This is a genomic window from Aquirufa sp. Wall-65K1 (genome assembly GCF_054558475.1).
Genome location: NZ_JBPXKD010000006.1, coordinates 142,206 through 158,660, shown reverse-complemented (window position 1 = coordinate 158,660; position 16,455 = coordinate 142,206). Strand labels below are relative to the sequence as shown.

Below are 16,455 nucleotides of genomic sequence, written 5' to 3'. Positions count from 1 at the left end.
CATGAAAAGAAGAAAGTTTGTACAAATCGGAGCAATGGGTTTAGGTTCGTTAAGTCATGCCCATTGGGCTTATTCGGCTAAGGCAAAGGAAGAAAAACCAGCCTGGCTTATCCAAATCATTCGACAAAATGACCAAGATTTTCCTCGCTATGAAGCACTTCGAATTAGCGATCCAAAGCAGGTCTATTATGGTGGTTTTAGAGATGGGGATGATATTCCAAATCCACAAACTACGGGTTATTATGTACTGAAAGTGGCCTGTGCCGTCATTAGTCCGGAATCTAGTTTTTACCAATCTCAAATACTCTTAGATAAAGCCATTCAGGCTACACAGTGTTTGCTGAAAATGCAACATCCTGATGGCACCATCGACCTATTAAGTACCAATTTTCACTCGCCTCCAGATACAGCATTTAGTGTAGAAAAGTTGTGTGTGGCCTATGCCCTACTTCAAAAAAACAATGCCGATAATCGCTATACAAACCTGATGAAACCGTTAGAAACGTTTTTAAAGCGTTGCGGAGAATCATTGGTAGTAGGTGGAATTCATACCCCAAACCATCGTTGGGTGGTCTCAGGGGCTTTGGCCAAACTATATCAAATTTGGCCTGACCCTCGATATAAGGCAAGGGCGGAAGAGTGGCTCCAAGAGCATATTGACCTAGATCCAGATGGACAATACACCGAGAAAAGTGCAGGTATTTATTCCGCTATTATCAACAAAGCACTTATAGCCATCCACCATGGATTTAAAAAACCAGCACTGCTGGAGGTAGTTCGGAAAAACTTGGAAATGACTTTGTATTATGTGCACCCCAATATGGAAGTGGTGACAGATGCCTCAAACCGACAAGACAAAGGCGGCATTAATATGTTTGAAAATTACTATTATGCTTATCGTTATTTAGCCATTTTAGATAAAAATCCTCGCTTTGCAGCCATGTGTCGATTGATTGAAAAAGCTTATTTTCCAAGGATTGGCACGCACATCGAAAACTTTTTGGATGAACCCTTTTTATGGCAAGAACTTCCCGCTGGAGAAAGTATCCCTACTCAATATGTAAAATCATTTCCTTATTCGGGATTAGTCAGAATTAGGAGGGATAAATGGGATTCCACCATCTTGGTTAATAATCCCAATTTCTTGACTTTTCATCATGGAAATGCCATTCTTCAAGGACTACGTCTAGCGGCTTCATTTTTCGGGAAAGGTCAGTTTCAATCTCCGGAAATTAAGCAAGTAGGGAACACTTGGTTGCTTCAGCAATCGTTGGATGGACCATATTTTCAACCACATGCTAAAGAGCAAATTGACCCGAGCGGCGATTGGGAAAAAATGCCTCGAAGCAATCGTAAACAAAGTGAAATTCAATACCTAGAAACAAAAATTCAAGTAAAGGAAATCGAGGGCGGTTTGAATATTGACATTGACATGAAAGGAACTGACGGAGTTCCTGTGAGTCTAGAACTAATCTTTCGAGGAGATGGCCAATTTGAAGGAGTTATTCCAAGTGGAAAAGAAAGTAATGCCTACCTATTAAAAGAAGCCGAAGGGAAATACACTTTAGCTGAAGATAGCATCCGATTTGGCCCCGGCAGAGCAGAGCATAAAGCCATCCACTTAAGGGGAGGTTTGCCATTTGCGCAGGCTCCATCTGTTTATATCACAGGCTTCACTCCTTTTTCACATCAACTGTATTTAAGAAAAAATTAAAGCCATTAGGGTAGCCGTTGTCCCTCCAAGGAAGCTACTTTATTGGCTAATTTTTGGCGCATTTGATTTAACACCTTTTTAAACTTTGGCTCATTGGCTAAATTATTTTTTTCCAATGGGTCAGCTTGTAAATCATACAATTCTTCCCGATCTAAATGATCGCGGTATCTGAAATACTTCCATTGTTTGGATCTAATTCCTTCGCTGGAAGCAATGATTTTAACCTTCCAAAGGTGCTCTACTATAAAGTCTTTTCGTGATTTGGCTGGCCTTTTCCCCTGCACATAGGATGATAAATTTTGCCCTTGCCAGGAATTGGGAATCGGCAGACCTGCGAAGCCAAAAATGGTAGGTGCAATATCAATATTCAATACTTCATCCGATATGTCTTGGTGTTTGGAATTCCTAGGATCATATACGATCATGGGTACACGAAGGGAATTATCATACATTAGCCACTTTCCGGCCAACTGCCGTTCTCCCAAAAAATACCCATTATCGCCCATGACAATGATGACGGTGTTTTTATCTAAACCCTTTTCCTCCAGCACCTTTCGGATTTTCCCAATCTCCACATCCACTCCAGAGATCATGCGATAATAACCTTTCACACTTCTTTGGTATTTTTCAGGTGTATCAAATCGCCAATACCAGCGTGTTCTATTTTCGCCTGTTCTAACATATTCTGGCTGTGCCAAAAAATCCGCCTCGGTGGCCATAATAGGTGGTGCAATCGTCACATCTCGGTACAAATGATCTACCTCTGGCTGCCAAAAGTATTGCTGCTCAGAAGGGTCATGTGCATGGGGAGCTGAAAAACTGAGAGATAAACAAAATGGTTTATCCTTGGGGGCTTGGGATATAAAATCCATGGCTTTTTGGCCGGTATATCGACTTAAATGCACCGAATCTTTGCCCAATTTCTTATAAAAATACCCTCGATAATCTTTTAGCTTATCATCACGATCATAACTTTCTCCTTGATCAAATAGACTTGAAAAGCCCGCATAATTTATCCCAAATTTGCCATAAAATCCGGTATAATACCCGGCTAGCTTTAACATGACGGGGTAAGACTGGGCAACATAGCCTGGCTTGATGTCCCCTTGTCCAAAGGTATATTGATGTGTTCTTTCATACATGCCCGTGATAATACTTGCCCGACTAGCCGCGCAAATGGGCGTGGTAACGAAGGCATTTTTGAAATAAATTCCCTTCTTTGCCAAATCATCCATCACGGGCGTTTGAATGATTTTATTACCTGCATATCCCAAAGCATCCCAGCGATGATCATCGGTCAAGATGAAAATGATATTAGGCTTATTGGATTGGGCAATCCCCATCCAAGGCAACATTATTAAGGTTAAAACGAGCCATTTTTTCATGCTTATTTAGGATTTTGGGGATAACCGGTGGATAAATCGCTAATGGGTATTCCTTGGTAATTAACTTTCTGATAAGGAACAGTTTCCGTTTCATCAATTAAATAATTCCATTGTTTGACATAAAAAAGGCCCGACTTAAACTCGTCCTTTCTTTTCTTCAATTCCGTTTGTAATGCCATTTCCATTTGGTTTTGAACTTCTTTCACCGAATCCTGATTAACCAAATTTCGTAATTGAAATGGATCATTTTGATTGTCAAACAATAGCCAAGGTCCCTTTAAATCTTTGACATAAGTATACCGATTAGAAACTAAACCACGGTATTCTCGGCCTCCTTTAGCCCGAGGCCATTGGCCAAAAGGCTGCACGCAAGATATCAGTGTAAAGGCCACATCATCCTTTCTCTTTCCTTGCAAAACAGCTGAAAAATCGTGCCCTTCCACCGATTTAGGGATTTTAATTTGGCTCAGCCCTAAGAGCGTTGGCATAATATCGGGAGTATTTAATAGAATATCTAACTTCTTGCCTTTCCTCCCAAATGCTTTGGGATAATGCAGTAAAAATGGCACTCGAATACTCTCTTCATAGGGTTGCTGCTTATTCCAAGCTCCATGTGACCCTAATAAATCTCCATGATCCGATGAAAAAACGATGATGGTATTTTCGTCTAAACCCTGATCCTTGAGTGCTTGCCACATTTGCCCTACGCAATCATCGATGGCCGTCATGTGCGCATAATAACCACGGGTATCCTTAATGGCCTTTTCTCTATTTTCTGGAGGTACATTATCCCGCAACTTAAGCTCCAGGTTTTCGTACATTTTACGATACTTTTCTGGGGCCGTTTGATAAGGATCATGCGGAGAACCTATGGAAATAAAAAGCATGAATGGTTGGGAAGTAGTAGATTGAGCCTTTAGGTATTTCACCACATCTTCCGACTGAGCGATGGCATCATAAGTCTCCCAAGTTTTTTTAACAGGTGAATCCCCCGAATAATATTCCGAATGGTTGTAATCATGGGTGCATTCCAAAGCTTTCCAATAGTCGAAACCTTGTCGGCGCGTTTCGGGAATATAGGAACTTCGCCCATGTCCATCCATATGCCATTTACCAATATATCCTGTCTGATATCCTGCTTGTTTGTATATTTTAGCGATGGTCGTTCGATTGGTATCGAGTAAGACATCATTCATAAAAACGCCATGGCTAAGCGGGTATTGACCCGTAATTAAGGAGGCTCGGTGGGGGGAACAAACAGGCATTCCAGAAACCGTTTTACGCAAATTGAGGCTTTCTTTTTCTAATTGATCCAAATGAGGCGTTTTTACTTGTTTGTCTCCCGCATACCCGATGGATTGTGCTCGCCATTGATCGACCAGAATGTAAAGAATATTCGGTTTTTTAGGCTGTGCCTGTAAGGAAAAATATCCAAGCATGGAAAGTAAAAGGAGTACAGAATTTTTCATGCAATGGATCTTTTAGGTTTAGGTTTTTATCAAGGCAATAAGAAGTTTCCTTATTGAGATAATTCGCTTTTCAACTGGGCAATTTTGGCTTGTAATGTATTAATCGTATCAATTTTCAGGCCTTTGCTAAAGGTAATTTGATGCGACAAGTCACCATTTTGTAAGGCAATCCATTCATCGCAACCATCGAAACAGACATTGCAAGTTTTATAATTTAATCGAATAAACTGAGACCAATTGACAGAGTTCTTTAATTCCGTCCATTCTTGGTCAGTCAATTTTCTGGTTTTTAAAATCTGTGCCTTAGCCGATTTACGAGGAACATAATAGACATAACGTACCGTTTGATTAGCAATTTCTAAGGTATCTATGCCTGCGCCCCAGCCACATATATAGCCTGCTTTGATTTTAAAATTTGATTCATTCAAAGGGTCAGGAGTGGAATTTTTACAAGACATCATCCATACACCTAATAAGAACACTAAACCTACATTCTTCATAATAATTCAATACTTGATGGATGTAATACGATGAAAGAATAGGTAAAATTGTATCCGTTTTCTTTAATTCATAGCCATTGAGATTACTTTGCCCCAATCAATAATGCCAAACCGACAATATACAACAGCAACATCCAATTGAGCATGCTTTTGGTAGAACTCTTGGCTTTGGCAAATTCCTTCCAAATGAAAATACCCCAAATAGCCGCCACTACCGTAGCCCCTTGGCCTAAACCATAAGACACCGCCGGACCGGCTTTTTCGGAAGCCAAGATGCTTAATGCCATCCCCACAAACCAAATCCCTCCGCCTAAGATCCCCATCACATGGTCTTGAAAAGACCCTTGGAAATAATCCCCAAAAGAAACGGATTTACCCGAAAACGGCTTTTTCATTTGCCAGGTATTGAACAAAAAAGAACTGCTTAAAACTCCCACTGAAAATAAAACTAGTGCGGAATAAGGACTTAACTTCCCTAATTCAGGTTCTACAAAATTCGTGGCCATAGAGGCTGCTACGTATTTATAGAATAAACCCATCAAACAGCCACTAATAACGGACAAGAATAAACCTTTGCTAGATAGCTTTTCGGAAACTCCCTCATTCAGTTGTTTATAGGCTCGGGCATTTAAAATAATGGCCAAAGAAATCAAAGCTACCCCGCCAAAAATCAACAAGGGACTACCTTGTGGAGAGGCCAAATAATTGACCAAAACACCTAATACCAAGGCAATGCCGATGCCCACGGGGAATGCCACGGACATACCCGCAATGGAAATAGCGGCGACCAATAAAATATTGGCTCCATTAAATATTACACCACCCAAAAAAGCAGAAAAGAGGTTTTCTTGGCTAGCTTGGTTTAAATCCGGGATAAAACTTCGACCCTCTTCTCCGACACTTCCTAAGGTCAAGGCAAACAATATTGCCGAAATCAATATCCCTAGCGCATAATCCCAATAGAATAATTCAAATCGCCAATGACTGCTAGTCAATTTTTGGGTATTGGCCCAAGACCCCCAGCATAGCATGGTCACGATGCACAATAAAACCGCGGTCAAATAATTTTCAATGATAAACATGGCGTACTATTTAGAGGTTTATTTCAAATTTCCCAATCGGTAAAACTGCGAATCGGTGGATTTTTTGCCGGGAGCATCATATACTATCACATCCATCATCCGCACTTCCTGTCCTTCTACGGGGTTCAATAGTTTCAAACGAACTTGGTGCTTACCCGGTGCCAAATCGTAGTTCCAGGTCAATTCATGGCGTCGAGTGGTAAAGGCAGTGGGTAATTGAGCCTTTTCCATCAATTTGCCATCGACATATACCTCCATTTCAAAATTATGGTTGGAAGTAGAGGCCCATTTGGCTGTTTCGCCGCGAAGCACAAAACCTTTTCCGCTAAATTCAAATTGGTATTCATCTTTCAGGGCCTTTCCCACACCAATTTTCTGAATCGGATACACCCCATCAAAACTCTTTTCAAATGCCACCGCTTTAGGCGCCTCCACAGGAATAAAAACCTTTTCTCCCACAATTTTACCCCCATTTCTTTCAATATTTAGTAATGCATGTTTGAAGCCAATGCTATACACATCGGTCAAAGAGGTACTTGTGTATTTAAAATCTATCCCTTCTGCTTCCTTTAAACCTTGTTTCCAGTAGGTAGGAATTTTGTCATAACCCAACATCGTTCCCAATATTCCTCCCGCAGAAGAAGGATTGCAGTCAGCATCTTGTCCGCAACGGGTGGTGATTTCCATGGTTTTCGTAAAATCTCCTTGTCCATACAATAAACCAATCACGACATAGGCGGAATTTACGGTAGCATCTATATTAAAAGGTGCAAAAACGCCATCTGGGCAACCAATATCTTGGGCCCATTTCTTCTGCACTTCCAACCAAGTTTTAGTCCAATCATTCGGATATTGTTTATGCCAACGCACTACATCTGAGATGCATTGGTAATAGGCGCTTTGCTTAGGAATTGTTTTCAATGCTTCCTGGATGATGTGAGGAATGTTATTGGATACAAAGGCCAAAGTATAGCAAGCTCCCAAAAATACTCCACCATAATACCCATCACCATAGTTCATGATATGGCCAATTTTATCGGAGATTTTAGAGGCAGCATTGGGCATACCTGGCGACATCAAGCCAGCAAAGTCGCACTCAATTTGGTAGTCAATACAATCTGCATGTGGATTATTTTTCCAATGCCCAGAAGCTGGTGCACCTATTCCATGCAAAATATTATACCTGCCTGCCTGATTAGCATGCCAAAGTGCATATCCTGCCTCCGCATAAGCTTTGGCATGAGAGGCGATGGGGGCATCTAATCCTTCCCTTTCAAAGACCTCAACAAAAGTCAAATCCATATATAAATCATCGTAAAGACCAGCATTTTCTAACATGGTCTTTTTCAAATAGCCATCGTACCAAGGAACGGGTTGGTAGGCATCAATCATGGTGCCATTGTAACGAAACTCCATGGGTCCACCAAAGGTCACTCCTATGGTTTGTCCGGCCCATCCGCCCTTGATTTTATCTTGAAGCGTCTGTTTAGAAAGGACAATCGACTTAGACTGAGACCAGGCTAAAAAGGGTAAAAACATTAATAACAAGCCAAATTTTTTCATGTTTTAGGGTTTTAAAGCAAATTTTTGATTCAAATATTGGTCCATTAAAATTTCAAGAACTTTAGCCTCCTTGATTTTTATACCAACGATGGCATTTGACTTGCCAACTGAGCTGCGAGTAAATCCTTGATCATCTACAGCAATGTGCCGCTTTTCTGTTTGAAATAAATCTGGATGTAACAACATGGCGATGGCCACTGGATCGAATAAAGTAGGTGTCTCCTGACCCCACAGTCGATATAAATCTGTCAGCGCATTGGTCAAGGGGCTATTTTTCTCCTTTAAAAGCCGACGGTTCTTCGCGGAAAGTTTCACTTGAGAAGTTACATCAGTACCAGCATAAGTAATCTTAGCTCCAGAATTTACAAATTGCTGGGAAGCGGGCACATCTACTTTAACATTCCACTCGGCATCAATCGGCTTCTTTTGGTTATAGCCCACATCAAATGAGCCAAACATGGCATAAATATGTTTTGCTTTCTTTAAAATTTGGGGGTCTTTCTGGATGATGTCAGCAAAGTTAGTGACGGGCCCTACCGAAAAAACCACGACTTCGTTGGGGTATTTTTTGATTTGCTCGATGATGAAATCAGCAGCAGGTTTGGCCTGTGGTTTAATTTCCTCAAATCCTTTAGCCCAAGAAAATTGATCCGCATACCAGTTGGCTCTTTTGTCAATATGCGACGTATTTCTTCCCATAAACACCGGAATATGACTTTGTCCCGTATCATACAACATCTTTAATGCCAAACGAGCGCGGTCGTCTGTTCTACCATAACAAGTGGTAATTCCTAAAATTTCCAACTTGTCCTGTTGGGTCAATAAATAGGCCAATGCATAGGCATCGTCAATATCATCTCCCAAATCGCAATCAAAAATGACTTTTTGTTTTTTGCTTTGGGCGTTCAGAAAAAAAGGAACTAATAAAAGAAGTAAGATAAGTTTTTTCATAATTGCTTTCGATTGGGCATGGAGGCTTGTGCTCCTAATTGAGTAACAGATAATGCAGCGGCTTTACAAGCAAAAGCAATCGCTGATTCAAAGGTCATTCCTTCAGACAGGGCAACTACCAATGCTCCATTGAAACAATCTCCAGCGGCGGTGCTATCTACCGCTTTAACCTGCTGGGCTGGCACATGACCAAAACCCTTGGATGTTTTCCAATAGGCCCCTTTGGACCCTCGGGTTATGACTACCCTTCTCACTCCACGGGTTAAAAAATAGTCGCAAGCCTGAGATAAACTAGCTTCATCCATAGGCCGGATTCCTGTTAAAAACTCTGTTTCAGTTTCATTGGGAGAAATAATATCAATGTAAGCATAAATAGATTCAGGTAAGGAACAGGCAGGTGCGGGATTTAAAACAACTGAAATACCCGCATGATGGGCTTTTTCTAGCGAATAAACGACAGTTTCTAAAGGTATTTCGAGTTGAATTAAAAGCCAATTCCCTGCTTGAAAGAGGGAATTCGCCGCTTCAATATCTTGAGGTAAAAGGCGAGCATTGGCTCCTGAGGCCACCGTAATGCAGTTTTCTCCATGGGCATCTACATTGATTAAAGCAACACCCGAAGGTTGTTTATCGTCTTGGCAAATAAATTCGCTATGAATTCCTTCTAGGGCAAATTGTTTGAGGGCACTTTCTCCAAACACATCTTTTCCTACTTTGGCAATAAAATAGGTCGTTCCCCCTAGTCGGGCGGCAGCAACAGCCTGGTTGGCCCCTTTTCCCCCTGGATTCATAAAAAAAGTTCCCCCCAAGACCGTTTCCCCTGGGGCTGGAAGCCTGTCCGACTGGATAACCATGTCGGTATTTGAACTGCCTATAACGATGATTTTTGCCATTATACCCAAGTTTCTTTTTCAATAATTTCCCCTGTGGCTTTGACTTTCAGGATAACTTTCTTGTCGCCATTAGGCAAAATCTCTTCCTTGATAAACCAGTGATCCCCATCAAATTCTTGGTAAACGGATGGTTTTGATAGGCCAACTTGACCACGCCATTCGGGTAATTGCACCGGTTCCCACAATTTTGTTTTCGCTGATCGATAGGCCGCATCTATTATGGCGTTCACTACATAACCATCATAGAAAGTTTCCATGGGACTTCCCCCTTTCTCATAAGCATCAAACATATCGGTAAACATATTGGTATAACCCAGTTCATGGGCTTCGTCTCCAACAGGAAACTGCCAGCCTGAATCGCTCTCTGCCTTTTCGGCCACATAGGATTTACCAGCGCCCGAAGTAAACATTTCAAAACCTGTTCTCAAAAATGAATTGATCCAAATAGTCCCTTCGGTTCCCATTACTTCATCTCGTAGGTCCATTCCTCCACGAAAAGTCCAAGACACTTCAAACTGCCCTATGGCTCCGTTTTCATATTTTACTAATCCAATTGCATGATCTTCGGCATCAATGGGTTTTACTTGAGTATCTGCCCAGCACATCACTTCCACAGGCTTTACATCTTTGCCAATGAAATTGCGGGCAATTTCTATGCAATGGCAACCTAAATCCAACACGGCACCTCCTCCAGCTTTTTGAATATCCCAAAACCAATCTGAATGTGGACCAGGATGGGTTTCTCTGGATTTTGCCCATAAAATTCGACCTAGTGCGCCTGATTGAACTGATTTTAAGGACTTCAAAAATTTAGGCGTATAACAAAGGTCTTCCAAATAACCAGCGAATATCCCCGCCTTTTCACAGGCTTGGGTCATGCGCAGCGCCTCCTCGGCTGTTCTGCCTAGCGGTTTCGTACAAAGCACCGCCTTTTTGTGTTGCACACATAAATTAACGGCTTCTTCATGCAGGTAATTCGGGAGAGCAATTACCACAAACTCCGTAGCTGGATGGGCGATGGCCTCCTCCATATTCGTTGTGTAATGAGCTACTTGGTAATCTTTGGCAAAACGAATTGCTGTTTCTTCTTTTCGAGCATAAACAACACTCACCTGGTCTTTTCCTCGTCGACCCGTCAATGAATCCGCATAAAATCTACCAATAAATCCTCCACCTAGAATACAAACTTGTGCCATCTTATTTTAAATCTTGTAAGGTTATTTCTTTGTCTTTACTTAAAAAATCTGCGTGGTCCACGACCCTTTGTCCTCTGGCCAAAAGAGCCTCATCATCCACTACTTGAACGGGCTCAATACAAGAGGTATGCTTCTCTCTAAAGGGTTTGTTATAAGAAAGATTATAAGCCGAAATCACAGACCAGCGAGCCTGATCAGATAAATTAGCTTCGGAACGATGTAAAATATTACTGTGGAAAAATAGCACGTCTCCCGCTTTCAATTCACAATAAACGAGCTCTGAAATCTTTTCCGCTTCTGTCACAAAATCCATGTCGGCCCCTTGTTGTTCTCCTGCAAATAAATGCTCAAATCGCTGCATTTTATGGGTTCCTTTCAACACTTGTAAACAGCCATTGGCTATAGTGGCATCAGTTAAGGCCACCATGACAGATATCATGGCTTCAGGAAAAAGAAAGCCATTTTTATACCAATAACCATAGTCTTGATGCCATTCCCAAGAACCACCTACGCGAGGTTCTTTTTGCATTACTTTAGAATGAAAATGACAAACCTCGCCTTCTCCTAATAAGGTTTGAACGCCTTCTACTAAGCGCTTACTCCGCGACATAAGCCCAAAGGAATCGTCCCCCGCTGTAAACCAAAGTGTCAGTTTCGTTTTTTTCCCAGATTGATCATTTAAATCAAAAGCTTGATTAACCACAGATTGGTCGGTGGCCACAGCGTATAATAAGTCAATTTCTTCTTTGGAGAAGAGATTTGGCATAATCAAGTAACCGTCTCGATGGTATGCCTCCTTTTGTGTTTGATTTATCATAGTTTAGATTAGATAAAGCTAATATAAGTATTTCTTAAAAAAATCTTATTTTATCTACCCTGATTACTAGAAACAAAAGGAAATTTATTTGACGGCTTCAAACAAAAAAGAGTGGATTTCTTTATTTAAAAAGCTCGGGATGCATTTCGTCCCAAGGTGTCGCATCCTGATATATTTTGGCCAATGCCAAAAGCGTAGCCTCGTCGAACAAGTTCCCCAAAAAACTAATGCTAGTAGGTTTATTCGTTTTTTTGTCAAAACCATTGGGAATACAAACTACTGGGTGGCCAGTCAGATTGGTAATGGCCAATTGATTTCCTGAAAAAAGGCTAGGGCTGATAATCACATCATAATCTTTGAAAAGGTAATTGACTTGCTGCATCAATAGGTAACGATGACGTTGGGCATTAATATACTCCACAGCCGGGATAAATCTGGCGGTTCTAAACTGATTTGGCCAATCTCCTTTTCTTTGCATGGTTAATTCATCATCCACGTTAAAACGAGTCAATTCATCAAATTGGGCAGCGCATTCAGCCCCGATGATGATATCCATCATTTGGAAAGGATAAAACTGATTATCTGGAAATTCTACCGGAACAATGTTTGCTCCTGCCTGTTTGAGAATTTGGAGCACTTTCCATTCATTAGCACTACTATCTTTTAATTTTTCAAAATAGTTTTTGGCATAAGCGATTCTTAACTTTTTGATATCCAATTGATTGGTATAATTAAACGCCGCTTCCGTAGCCGATAAATCTAGTCCATCTGTACCCCTAATCGCATTAAAAACAATTGCGGCATCTTCCGCATTCCTGCAGATCGGTCCTATTTTATCCAAGCTATAACTCAAAGCCATAGCCCCAGTGCGGCTCACCCTTCCAAAAGTAGGTCGAAGTCCCAAAGCACCGCATACGGTAGATGGAGAAACGATACTTCCCCAGGTTTCGGTACCAATGGCAAATGGGACTAGTCCTGCCACTGTGGCTGAAGCAGAACCTGCTGACGAACCTGAGGAACCTAAAGCCAGATTCCACGGGTTTTTTGTTCTACCTCCATACCAATAATCACCCATGGCTAGGGCTCCTAAAGTAAATTTGGCGACTAAAACGGCTCCTGCCTGACGCAATTGCTGATAGACAAATGCATCTTCTTCAATCACTTGCTCTTTGTAAGGCGCTGCCCCCCAAGTAGTTTTTGTTCCTTTGACTGCAAAAAGGTCTTTTAGGCCATAGGGTATTCCATGTAAAAGCCCACGATATTTCCCTTGGGCTATCTCTTCATCAGCTTGCTTAGCCTGTTCCATGGCAATGGATTCTGTCAAAGAAATAAGGCACTGTAGCGTATCCCCATATTTCTTTATTCGATCAATATAAAATTGGGTCAGCTGAACTGAGCTAATCTTTTTGGTTTTGATTAATTCGGCCAAATGGGGAATGCTATAAAAAGCCAGCGATGATTTTCTATTAGGTAAATCGGTACCTGGAGCTTTGGACCAAAGGATGGGCTGTTGGGTTTTATTGACAGTTACACCGGGAAGAAGTACGGTTTGCCAAAGACTTAAGGGAACGGAATTGGGTAGATGAACACGATGTTGTTCTTGGTAAATAGCTAAATTATCTTGCACATCCGACAATAGGGTATCTATTTCCTTGCTAGTAAAATTGAGGTCAAAAATCTTGGCTGCCCCTTCTACATCTTTCTTTTGAATTTTAGAGGACTGAGCCAAGCCCGAGGTAACAAGAAAACAGAAATGGATCCAAAGTATATATTTCGCCATGGGGTAGTCATTAGTTACCATGAAATAAATCAAAATAAGCGAAATAGTAATTTCTAATTAAAAAAATATCAGGATGCTGATTAGAAAAGGCTTGGAATTGAATAGCCCCCCCGCTTAGATTTGTCAACTTAGATTTGTCAACTTTTGAAAAGTTGACAAATCTATGGGCAAACCTTGGGGTAAACCTTGGGACAAACCTTGGGGGGGGGAATGCAGAATCAAATTCAGGGGCAAATCAAGCGGCGAAAGTAGGTTCAATACCTAGATGTAATCAGAACTAGCTTGTCGGCTTCCACCAATCGGGAACTGATGGAACCGTTTGTTGTATACGTTGAATATACCCCTGGCTAAGTGCCGGTAAATTCGCAGCTTGTACATTGGATTGAACCTGAGCCACTGATCTAGCCCCCGGAATCACCACCGCGATTTGAGAATTTTGTAGCGTAAAACGTAAGGCATTCGACGAGAGTCCTCCTGGTAATTCGGCTAAAAAGGCAAGTTTTCTGGCATTTTCAAGCATCCAATTTTTATCCCGATCCGCCATATGAGATCGGTAATCATCCTCTCCAAATTGTGGATCTTCCAACAATAAGCGGTCACTTAAGAATCCCGAACCTAAAGGAACCCTTCCAATCATATCGTAATCTAGATAATCAGGATGATTGAATAAAATCTCCTCAGCCCGACGATCCAAAGCATTATATATCACTTCAATCACTGATCCAAAACCGGCATCCATCACCCGCTTGGCGCCATAAACACTTTTAGAACTTACACCATATTGTCGAACAAGTCCCCTTCGAACCAATTCCTCAAACGGCTCAGGATCATATTGTTCCCAATCAAAATTATCTGGCGGGCTATGCATCAACAATACGTCAATATGGCCTCTGCCTAAGCGTTGTAAACTAGCGTTAACACTGGCATGAAGGTGTTCAGCAGAAAAATCCTGACCTGTACTTCCATCGGGTAAATACACATTCCCAAACTTGGTACAAACAATAATATCCTGCGGGTAAGTAGCCGCTTGAAGCGCTTTTCCTACGATAATTTCAGAAAGGCCTTTGCCATAAGAATCCGCTGTATCAATGAATTGAATACCCGATTCTAAAGCCGTAGCCAAGATAGATAAAGATTCTTGTTCGCTGATTTCACCCCAGCCCATGGCCTTTCCCTGAACCATATTGGGTCCTCCCAATTGCCAAGTACCAAGGCCTAATTTCTGTTGTAAGCGAGTCGAAAAACGAGGAATACCAGCTTTCTTCATGTCCTAAGACAATTGAAAATCTGGCTCTAAAATAATCTTCCCTTTAATCAAGCACCGTTCGCCTTTTTGAGTAGCGAAATAGGCATTTCTGCCATGTAAAATACGATCATCATGAAAAAATGCCGCCTCTCCACGTTCTAATTGAACAGGTAAAACCAAACCAGCATTTATCACTCGAGTTTCTAAAAATTGGTGAAAATCTTCTACCAATTGCAAAGCTTCAGGTGTATTGTCTTTATCCACACAGAAATAGTTCCAGTTGGCCAGCCAACCCAATTCATCCTGGTCTAAAATCTTACGTACTTTCTTATGGCCCGCCTTTTCAAAATTCACCGTAATGGTCATCAAACGCTCCAATAGTCCATCTTGACCGTCAATTTTCAAGCAATCAACCAAATCTGGCAAATCAAAAAAAGTGGTAGCGCCTCCGCGAGCGGCACGCGATGTACAATAAAAAAACTGCAATGATTTCTCATCCCCTAATTCCACATAGGAATCATCAGTATGTAAGGGCTGACGGGTATTACTACTTCTATAACGATCTGGAATAGCAGGGTCATAGCTGATATCTATCCAACGATTGTCCTTTCTTTCTCCCGTAATTAAATCTTCATCCTCATTGAAAGGGGTCCCGATTGAATCCGCAAAATTGATGTAAAACTGCTCCAAAGGAATTGGTAAATTATACCCAGCCAAATGGATTACCTTGTATTGTTTGACCGCCTCTGTCAACTCAGCAATGGTTTCTTGTTCGGTCGTAAAATTAATTTTCTTAAAGAATTTCATACGTAGATATTTCAAATTTGCTACAATCAGAACAATTCAATTATTCCAATTTCAAAGGTACAAAAATTTGTGAACTGACTTTTCTTGCTTGTATGAATAAATTATTAATCGGTCAATGCTTAAGCTCATTCAGGGCTTAGGTCCTAAATCTCGGTAAGCAATGATTTTAATTCCCAAAGTTTTAATGGCATTCATTACTTTTTGACTTGTAAATAAATCTGTTACGCCTTGTCTGTCTACTGCCACTGCCTCATAACCAATATGTGAAATGGCCTTCAGTTCCGCATTATCAAGTCCAGGATGGTCCACAAACACATAGGTTTTCCCTGCTTGTAAAGAGCCAAGCATGTTGATAAAACTATCTATTTTCTGCTCAGATGTCTGATGGGGGCCTTCATAAGTAGCCCGATCAAAAGGGTATTGGGTGTTTTCATAAATCAAGTGATACTCCTTGGCTAAGTTCTTAGTTAATTCATGTACCTCATTGGTGATTCTGGAACAACCCATGTGAGAAGAAATATGACTTATCCATGGGATTTTTTTGATGGCCAATTCTATTTGAGCCCTGAATTCTGCTTCAATATCAGCCAAGGTAAATTTATTATCCACGATAGCTAAGCCTGGATAATTCTTATTGGCATAAACCATGGGAAAAAAATACCCGTCTGGATCTCGTAAACTTTTCGCCTCAGTTAAAGGTCTCCACTTAAGTTTATCCCACTCACTCGTTAATGCCAAGTGTATCCCCACATCGATAGTAGGGTGCTGTTGAAGCATCTGAACGGCCTCAGGAAACCAAGGTGAAGGGACAATAACCTCGATGGACGACTGGATTCCTTTTACAGAAGATTGGATCAATGCCAAATTTCCTGAATGGCTATAACCCATATCATCCCCTCGAACCACGAGGCGAGGAGCTGGGGAGTTTTGAGCCCAAGCCTGAAACGCACAAAAAAGCAATAGTAAAATCTTTTTCATCTTGTTTAAATGAGGATAAGGAAAATTGTTCTGGGAAAAATACCCAAATTTTACGGACATTCGTATCTTGTTGC

The 16,455-nt window shown here is 41.2% G+C and carries 14 protein-coding genes; 1 reads left to right on the top strand and 13 read right to left on the bottom strand.

Going from position 1 to position 16,455, the window contains the following annotated elements:
• Position 1: 1 nt before the first annotated feature.
• Positions 2 to 1,714, top strand: a complete 1,713-nt coding sequence (locus ACST15_RS10570; protein WP_459454622.1) for a prenyltransferase/squalene oxidase repeat-containing protein — start codon at positions 2 to 4, stop codon at positions 1,712 to 1,714.
• Between the two features lie 5 nt (positions 1,715 to 1,719).
• On the opposite strand, the gene ACST15_RS10565 is transcribed toward ACST15_RS10570, so the two are convergent.
• From ACST15_RS10565 to ACST15_RS10505, 13 genes are all read right to left on the bottom strand, one after another.
• Positions 1,720 to 3,099 (bottom strand): sulfatase family protein, encoded by a 1,380-nt coding sequence (locus ACST15_RS10565; protein WP_459454621.1) that lies wholly within the window; start codon positions 3,097 to 3,099, stop codon positions 1,720 to 1,722.
• Positions 3,100 to 3,101: 2 nt separating this feature from the next.
• On the bottom strand, positions 3,102 to 4,568 hold the full coding sequence (locus ACST15_RS10560) for a sulfatase family protein (RefSeq protein WP_459454620.1): 1,467 nt from the start codon (positions 4,566 to 4,568) through the stop codon (positions 3,102 to 3,104).
• Positions 4,569 to 4,618: 50 nt separating this feature from the next.
• Complete coding sequence (locus ACST15_RS10555; RefSeq protein WP_459454618.1) at positions 4,619 to 5,068, bottom strand: hypothetical protein; 450 nt, start codon at positions 5,066 to 5,068, stop codon at positions 4,619 to 4,621.
• Between the two features lie 83 nt (positions 5,069 to 5,151).
• A complete protein-coding gene (locus ACST15_RS10550) occupies positions 5,152 to 6,150 on the bottom strand; it encodes a GRP family sugar transporter (RefSeq protein ID WP_459454617.1) in 999 nt (332 codons plus the stop codon).
• An 18-nt stretch (positions 6,151 to 6,168) separates the two neighbouring features.
• Positions 6,169 to 7,713: an ADP-ribosylglycohydrolase family protein gene (locus ACST15_RS10545; protein ID WP_459454616.1), complete on the bottom strand. Its 1,545-nt coding sequence runs from the start codon at positions 7,711 to 7,713 to the stop codon at positions 6,169 to 6,171.
• Between the two features lie 3 nt (positions 7,714 to 7,716).
• Positions 7,717 to 8,664: a nucleoside hydrolase gene (locus tag ACST15_RS10540; protein WP_459454615.1), complete on the bottom strand. Its 948-nt coding sequence runs from the start codon at positions 8,662 to 8,664 to the stop codon at positions 7,717 to 7,719.
• Positions 8,661 to 9,557, bottom strand: coding sequence for a ribokinase (gene rbsK, locus ACST15_RS10535; protein ID WP_459454614.1), 897 nt, complete (start codon positions 9,555 to 9,557; stop codon positions 8,661 to 8,663). The genes ACST15_RS10540 and rbsK overlap by 4 nt, the downstream gene beginning before the upstream one ends.
• Complete coding sequence (locus ACST15_RS10530) at positions 9,557 to 10,753, bottom strand: Gfo/Idh/MocA family protein (protein ID WP_459454613.1); 1,197 nt, start codon at positions 10,751 to 10,753, stop codon at positions 9,557 to 9,559. Before ACST15_RS10530 ends, rbsK begins: the two co-directional genes overlap by 1 nt.
• Position 10,754: 1 nt before the next feature.
• Positions 10,755 to 11,570, bottom strand: a complete 816-nt coding sequence (locus ACST15_RS10525) for a phytanoyl-CoA dioxygenase family protein (RefSeq protein ID WP_459454612.1) — start codon at positions 11,568 to 11,570, stop codon at positions 10,755 to 10,757.
• A gap of 121 nt (positions 11,571 to 11,691) precedes the next feature.
• Positions 11,692 to 13,350, bottom strand: coding sequence for an amidase (locus ACST15_RS10520; RefSeq protein ID WP_459454611.1), 1,659 nt, complete (start codon positions 13,348 to 13,350; stop codon positions 11,692 to 11,694).
• A 277-nt stretch (positions 13,351 to 13,627) separates the two neighbouring features.
• Positions 13,628 to 14,617, bottom strand: a complete 990-nt coding sequence (locus tag ACST15_RS10515; RefSeq protein WP_459454610.1) for an aldo/keto reductase — start codon at positions 14,615 to 14,617, stop codon at positions 13,628 to 13,630.
• A 3-nt stretch (positions 14,618 to 14,620) separates the two neighbouring features.
• On the bottom strand, positions 14,621 to 15,403 hold the full coding sequence (locus tag ACST15_RS10510; RefSeq protein WP_459454609.1) for a TauD/TfdA family dioxygenase: 783 nt from the start codon (positions 15,401 to 15,403) through the stop codon (positions 14,621 to 14,623).
• 129 nt (positions 15,404 to 15,532) lie between these two features.
• Positions 15,533 to 16,381 carry a polysaccharide deacetylase family protein gene (locus ACST15_RS10505; RefSeq protein ID WP_459454608.1) on the bottom strand — a complete coding sequence of 283 codons (849 nt, stop codon included), beginning with the start codon at positions 16,379 to 16,381 and terminating at the stop codon, positions 15,533 to 15,535.
• Between the last annotated feature and the right edge of the window lie 74 nt (positions 16,382 to 16,455).